At 38.5% G+C, this 6,563-nt stretch carries 4 protein-coding genes; 2 read left to right on the top strand and 2 right to left on the bottom strand.

Going from position 1 to position 6,563, the window contains the following annotated elements; translation table 11 throughout:
• Positions 1-155 precede the first annotated feature (155 nt).
• Both H5968_RS19440 and H5968_RS19435 read left to right on the top strand, forming a co-directional pair.
• Positions 156-854, top strand: a complete 699-nt coding sequence (locus tag H5968_RS19440; protein WP_187041271.1) for a hypothetical protein — start codon at positions 156-158, stop codon at positions 852-854.
• 236 nt (positions 855-1,090) lie between these two features.
• Positions 1,091-2,431: a hemolysin family protein gene (locus tag H5968_RS19435; RefSeq protein WP_187041270.1), complete on the top strand. Its 1,341-nt coding sequence runs from the start codon at positions 1,091-1,093 to the stop codon at positions 2,429-2,431.
• A gap of 463 nt (positions 2,432-2,894) precedes the next feature.
• Here the strand turns inward: H5968_RS19435 and H5968_RS19430 are convergent, their stop codons facing one another.
• Together H5968_RS19430 and H5968_RS19425 are read right to left on the bottom strand one after the other, a co-directional pair.
• Positions 2,895-3,827 (bottom strand): cobalamin-binding protein, encoded by a 933-nt coding sequence (locus tag H5968_RS19430; protein WP_187041269.1) that lies wholly within the window; start codon positions 3,825-3,827, stop codon positions 2,895-2,897.
• Positions 3,828-4,441: 614 nt separating this feature from the next.
• Positions 4,442-6,547: a S8 family serine peptidase gene (locus tag H5968_RS19425; protein WP_187041272.1), complete on the bottom strand. Its 2,106-nt coding sequence runs from the start codon at positions 6,545-6,547 to the stop codon at positions 4,442-4,444.
• Positions 6,548-6,563: the final 16 nt, after the last annotated feature.

Below are 6,563 nucleotides of genomic sequence, written 5' to 3'. Positions count from 1 at the left end.
CCCCAGTCCCCAGTCCCCACTCACCAGTCCCCAGTCACCAGTCCCCAGTCACCAGTCACCAGTCCCCAGTCACCAGTCCCCAGTCCCCAGTCCCCAGTCTCTGCTTTTCTTGACTAATATATAGACTATGTTTTTTCTGTAATAGCTTGTCAGCGATGAAAATAAATTCCACTGTAGTTCTGACGTTGATTTTGTTAACCCTAATGCTGGGAGCAGGTTCTGTGAGCGCATTTTTGGGTTTTTCGATGGGAAGTTCTGCTCTCAAAGGTGTTTCGTCACCAGATGGTCGCCCCACTAGCAAATTTGCCAGCAATAGGAATAATAACGCCCAATCGGACAGAGTAAATTTATTAAAAGAGGAAGATATTATCAAAGCTGTAAAAGCGCGAATCAAAGATAATAAAACTGATAAGAAGGCACAAAAACGAGAGGAAGAAGAAGAAATCACAGCCAAAAAATCTGAGGCTGCCCAAAAGCGCGAAGAAGTAGCAGAAGAAAAACTAGAACCAGGATTTCCAGTTGTGGCTGAGAGCGAAGGCGTAACAATGTCTGTACAATCGGTTCGTTACTCTGGTGGTGATTTAATACTAAGAGTCAAAATGCAGAATCAAGCTAATGATACTGTTAGATTCTTGTATAGTTTTTTAGATGTTACTGATGATAAAGGCAGAACTTTGAGCGCCATTACAGAGGGATTGCCCGCCGAATTACCAGGTAAAGGTCCAACCTTTACAGGTACAATCAGCATTCCTACAGCTTTACTAGATGATGTGAGCAGTGTATCACTGGCGTTAACAGATTATCCCGCCCAAAAACTGAAATTACAGGTATCCGATATTCCTGTGGAAAAATAAAAATGCTATTATTAGCGTTTTAGTATGACAATAATGTTGACGGACTTTTAGATTTTCGCCTTTGGATTTTGAACCCAATATTCAAAATTTCCAATTGAATAACAAACCCCTGACTGTAGGTATGTTTAAACTTTGCCCAATATGGGGTCAATCTAAAATCTAAAATCTAAAATCTAAAATCTAAAATCTAAAATCTAAAATCTAAAATCCAAAATTCTTTAACATAACCTTGAGAGGTGAGTGCTTTTTCTCAGTTAATTTGGACAGATATAGGGTTTAAACTGTTGTCAGTGCTACTGCTGATAGCAATTAATGCCTTTTTCGTCACCGCAGAATTTTCAATGGTGACAGTGCGGCGAACTCGTATCCATCAGCTGGTTCAAGCTGGTGATATACCTGCGATCGCTGTAGAAATGTTACAACGTAGTATTGACAGGTTGTTATCTACTGCCCAATTAGGTATTACCCTTTCTAGTTTGGCATTAGGTTGGATTGGAGAAAATAGCATTGTCGTCATAGTAAACGCATGGTTACAGTCCTGGCCTTTACCGGGGAATTTGAGTAATTTTCTGGCTCATTCTCTATCAATTCCCATTACCTTTTTCTTACTTGCCTATTTACAAATAGTTTTAGGAGAATTATTTCCTAAATCAGTGGCCATGTTGTATTCCGAAAAACTGGCCAGGTTTTTAGGTCCTTCTGTGAAAGCTATAGTCCGATTTTTCAGTCCGGTAATTTGGATTCTCAACCAATCAACCCGTTACCTGTTAAAATTATTTGGCATTGAATACACAGGTCAAAGTTGGAGACCTCCAGTTACACCTGAAGAATTACAATTAATTATATCAACAGAACGGGAATCAACAGGTTTAGAATTAGCAGAAAGAGAACTGTTAAATAATATTTTTGAGTTTGGAGAAATTACCGCTCAAGATGTAATGATTCCCCGGACAAGCATTATTACTTTACCAGAAGATGCTACTTTTCAAACATTATTACAAGAAATGACATCTACTGGACATTCTCTCTATCCCATCATTGGTGAATCTTTAGACGACATTCGCGGTATTGTTTATTTTCAAGATTTAGCAACACCGTTATCCCAGGGGAAAATGACCTTAGAAACACAAATTTACCCTTGGATGCGTCCCCCCCGGTTTGTCCCAGAACAGACACTTCTGAGCGAATTATTGCCCATGATGCAGCAAGAAAAACCGGCGATGGTGATAGTGGTTGATGAATTTGGCGCTACCGTGGGAATAGTGACAATTCAAGATGTAATTGCTGAAATTATTGGTAATGCAGGTGAACCAACAGTTACTGATGATTTGTTAGTGCAAATGTTAGAAAAGCAAACATTTTTAGTGCAAGCACAGATAAATCTAGAAGACCTAAATGAAGTTTTACATATTAATTTACCCTTAGCAAGAGAATATCAAACTTTGGGAGGTTTTGTACTTTATCAGTTGCAAAAAATACCCGCCAAAGGGGAAGTATTCAACTATGAGAATCTAGAATTTACTATAGTCTCAGTTAGCGGACCACGCTTGCACCAAATCGAAATTAGAATATTATAGCAGGAGTCAGGAGTCTTAGGGGCGAAGCATTCGGGGGAGCAATTAAGCTGTTGTGTATTTAATTTGTATAAGTGGAACAGGCATCTTGCCTGTTAAATAAGAGTTCAGAATATTCAGAATATTAGGATTATACAATTTAGCTGTGTAACAGCTTATCAATTTTATGAACAGCCTATTTTCCTGTAAGGGCGAAGCATTCGGGGGAACAATTATCAATTTTATGAACAGCCTATTTTCCTCTAAGGGCGAAGCATTCAGGGGAACAATTATCAATTTTATGAACAGCCTATTTTCCTGTAAGGGCGAAGCATTCAGGGGAACAATTATCAATTTTATGAACAGCCTATTTTCCTGTAAGGGCGAAGCATTCGGGGGAACAATTATCAATTTTATGAACAGCCTATTTTCCGAATGCTTCGCCCCTACTTCGCCTCATGATTAATTGCTCTCTTAAATACTCTTCTTAGTTGTGTAAAGTTTGCCACCCAGTACCTTGATAACCATAATCAAATATTTCTGGGTGCAATATTTCTGCCAATATTTCCACAGAATCAACTAAACGCGGTCCAGGTCGGTTAAAATAAGCATTACCATCAGTGATGAAAACTCTGCCAGTTTTAACAGCGTGCAGTTTTTCCCACTCTGGACGCTGAGTTAATAATTTCGCTTCTTGTTGAGTCCGTTGTAAATTAAAGCCGCAGGGCATAAAAATAATTACATCGGGGTTAGTAGCAACCAAGGTTTCCCAGTTGATGAGAGCAGAAGGTTTACCCGTAACACTAAACAAGGTTTGTCCACCTGCCAAATTAACTAACTCAGGTATCCAATTTGCAGCCGTCATCACCGGATCAGTCCACTCGATACAAGCAACTGTAGGCATTTCTGCTACAGACAGTCCTTGAACTTTTCGGTTACAAATTTTAACTCTGGCTTCTAAATTTTCAAGTATTTTTACTGAATCTACTCCAAAGGTTTGACCTATTCTCTCAATGTCACCCCACACATCCCGCAGTGTGTTAGGCTGTAAAGAGATAATCTGTGGTGAACTGTGGGTAAGTTGGGTGACAGCTTTCTCTACTTCTGGTAAACTGACTGCACAGACATCACATTGAGCTTGAGTAAGAATATGGGTAGGTTGCAATTTCTCTAAAACATCTAATTTGATGTTGTAAATACTCAAAGCAGATTGTACTATTTTGTTTACTTGATCATGAATGCTATTGCTAGGAGCTTTACCATTTAACCGTGCTTGTGTGCAAACTGGAAGATGGGAAATTTCTGGGGGATAATCACATTCATGCGATCGCCCAACTATAGCATTTTGCAAACCCAGAGTAGCAGCAATTTCCGTCGCACTAGGAATTAAAGAAACAATTTTTATATCTGTATCTATCATAAGTATTACCTCCTGGGGATAGGAGTTACAGGAGTACAGGAGTTACAGGAGTAGGGGTTTAGCACTGCTAAACCCTTACAGCAGTCAGTAGTCAAGAATAAAAAACGATTTCAATTTTTTTTACACTTGTTGCTACTTTTATTTTTGCATACTTCCAGAAATAAGATATCTATCTTGAGGATGTTAGCATTTTTGTTTAGCGCCCATTTGCGACACTACGGAAAGGCGATGAAAAGGCGCACAGGTATATACAGGTATATAAAGTTTGAGTAAATTTTGCTTGTTCTTATCTAGAACACCGATTCATTAATCGTAAGGGCGGATAGCATTCGGACAGAATATGAACTAGTTTCAGCCATAGGTAAGCTGTTGTGCATTTAATTTGTATAAGTGGAACAGGCATCTTGCCTGTTCCACAAGAGTTCAGAATATTAGGATTATACAATTTAGCTGTGTAACAGCTTATCACCCGAATGCTTCGCCCCTACAAAGTTTTGCTCTGGCTTTTCATCAATTATTTTTTCCTCTAGTGAGAAATCCGGGCTAAAGTCGGTTAAAACCGAATATTTTTTATTGGGTTTATATGGATGAGAAATTGATTTTTGGGTGCATTATTACGCATATCCTATGATTAATTCCCAAATATTCAATTGACCCACATCTGGAGGTGAATTATCAATAACTTGTAATTGCCAATTTCCCCTAGCAGAGATGGAAAGTAATTGTTTAAGGACAGGATGCGATCGCACACTATAAGTCCTTTCTAACTGAGTGTGTTTTCCCAATGTCCGACTTTGTAACAACACTTGTTGATTATTAGGAGAAATTAAATAAATTTCTAAATCTCCTAAAAATTCATGAGTAATATTCACCGTTACTTGAATATCTGCAACAGTGACATTTTCATTCACCGTAATTATACTCCTGATTCCCCTTTGATCATTATCAGGAATTGCCACTATATTTTTATTCTCACCTTTTAGTTGTTTGTTAACACTTGATGCCACTTTACTCAACTGTTGCGCTGCACGTACAGCTTTAGCAGCATTCACTTTACCATAACCAAACCAAATACAATGACCATTACTATCATAAGTTCCACCCCGCAAACCTAATTGTGGGTCAGGTTCTGGATCAACAATTTTATCAGTAGTTTCTTGTAAAATACGGTTAACTTGTTGAGCCGTTAAATCAGGATTAACTGATAAAATTAAAGCTGCTATTCCAGCAACTACAGGAGTTGCACTAGAAGTACCACCAAAATTATTAGTAAAATTTCCAGGATTATAACCAGCTGTTCCGAGTTGATCTGTAGTAAACATTCCCAAACCAAGAAGAGAAGTATTTATGGTTGGTTGTGTGTAAACAAAACCAGTTTCTTGAAACCACATTCCTGGAGGAGCATTATTACTAGGAGCGCAAACAGAAATATTTTCACCCCAATTACTATAAGCTGCTTTTTTATTTAAACTCGTAGACGCAGAAACCGCAATTACATCTGGATGAACTGCAAAACCACTTAACCAAGCTGTTTTACCTTGTAAAATATTCTTTGGCCAATTTTGCTCATTGATAGTGCCATCAATGGGACGATTAGCATTACCAGCGGCAAAAACAATTACACATCCTTTACCATTTCTTCCTTGAGTAGCAGCGCGGGTAATAGCCGCCTTTTGACGCAAAGATAAAGGAAAATAAACAGCAGAAGCTCCCCAACTACAAGAAATTACACTAGCACCGTGATTAATTGCCCAATTAAATATATCTTCAATAGATTCATCATCTAAATATCCCGTGGTGCGAATTGGCATTAAAGCACAACCAGGAGCAACACCAACAATTCCTTGACCATTTTCTTCGGCTACAGCTATTCCTGCACAAGCAGTACCGTGACTGGTTTCTTGTTCTCCAGGTAAAGGTAAAAAATCATTTTCTTTCAAATCTCTAGGCGCAACAACTTTACCCAAACCTTGAAAATCTGGATGATTTAAATCAAAAGAATCATCTACAACGGCAACAACCACAGAACGCACACCGCGAGTAATATCCCAAGCTTGTTCTACAGAAATATGAGAACCTATTCCTAACTGATTACCGCTATTATGGTTAAGATACCATTGCTGAGAATAGAGAGAATCACTAGGTTTATAATGTGGTTCTTGTTGAATAAAAATATTTAGTTCAGCAGCTAAAACTTCTGGAAGTGCTTGCAATTGGTTGGTAATTTTAATGGGATTTTCTGTGGTTTGTTTGCTAACAAGAAAAATAAATGTATTAGGTAGCCCTGGAACTGATTGATTTTCCATTAAGCTATATGTGGCAGCTATAGTATTAATTTTGGCAGAGTCCACCCAAGTCGCAAATTGAATTGTGATTTGGTCACTTAAATAAACATAAGTACCTGGATTATCTTTAAACTTGTAAACATGACTAGCAAAAGCTACCTTTTCATCAGCCCTTGCTTGGGACATGGCCGCGTCTAACCGGCTAGGTTCAACGGTGAATACTTCTAATTTGGCTCTGGGGATAGTGCGCCGCCAAATGCCCCAAGAAACCTGAGATAATTGTTCAGGAGAAAGTTTGGCTGTCGGACGGATGGTAAAGCGTTCCCAAACTTTTTCTAAAATCAATTCTTCTCCACCACGTTGTAAAACAACTCCTTGGCTGCTTATAGGTACACCTGTAGTTTGAGAATTAGAGGAATTAAGGCGATCGCTCATCATGGAATACTTGACT

It is taken from the genome of Sphaerospermopsis sp. LEGE 00249 (genome assembly GCF_014299995.1).
Taxonomy (GTDB): domain Bacteria; phylum Cyanobacteriota; class Cyanobacteriia; order Cyanobacteriales; family Nostocaceae; genus Sphaerospermopsis; species Sphaerospermopsis kisseleviana.
The sequence above is the reverse complement of the archived record's forward strand: the minus strand, read 5'-3'. Positions and strand labels throughout refer to the sequence as shown.

Coding starts and splice junctions, on each gene's coding strand:
- H5968_RS19425 (WP_187041272.1), bottom strand. CDS start 6,547: ATGAGCGATCGCCTTAATTCCTCTAATTCTCAAACTACAGGTGTACCT.
- H5968_RS19430 (WP_187041269.1), bottom strand. CDS start 3,827: ATGATAGATACAGATATAAAAATTGTTTCTTTAATTCCTAGTGCGACG.
- H5968_RS19440 (WP_187041271.1), top strand. CDS start 156: ATGAAAATAAATTCCACTGTAGTTCTGACGTTGATTTTGTTAACCCTA.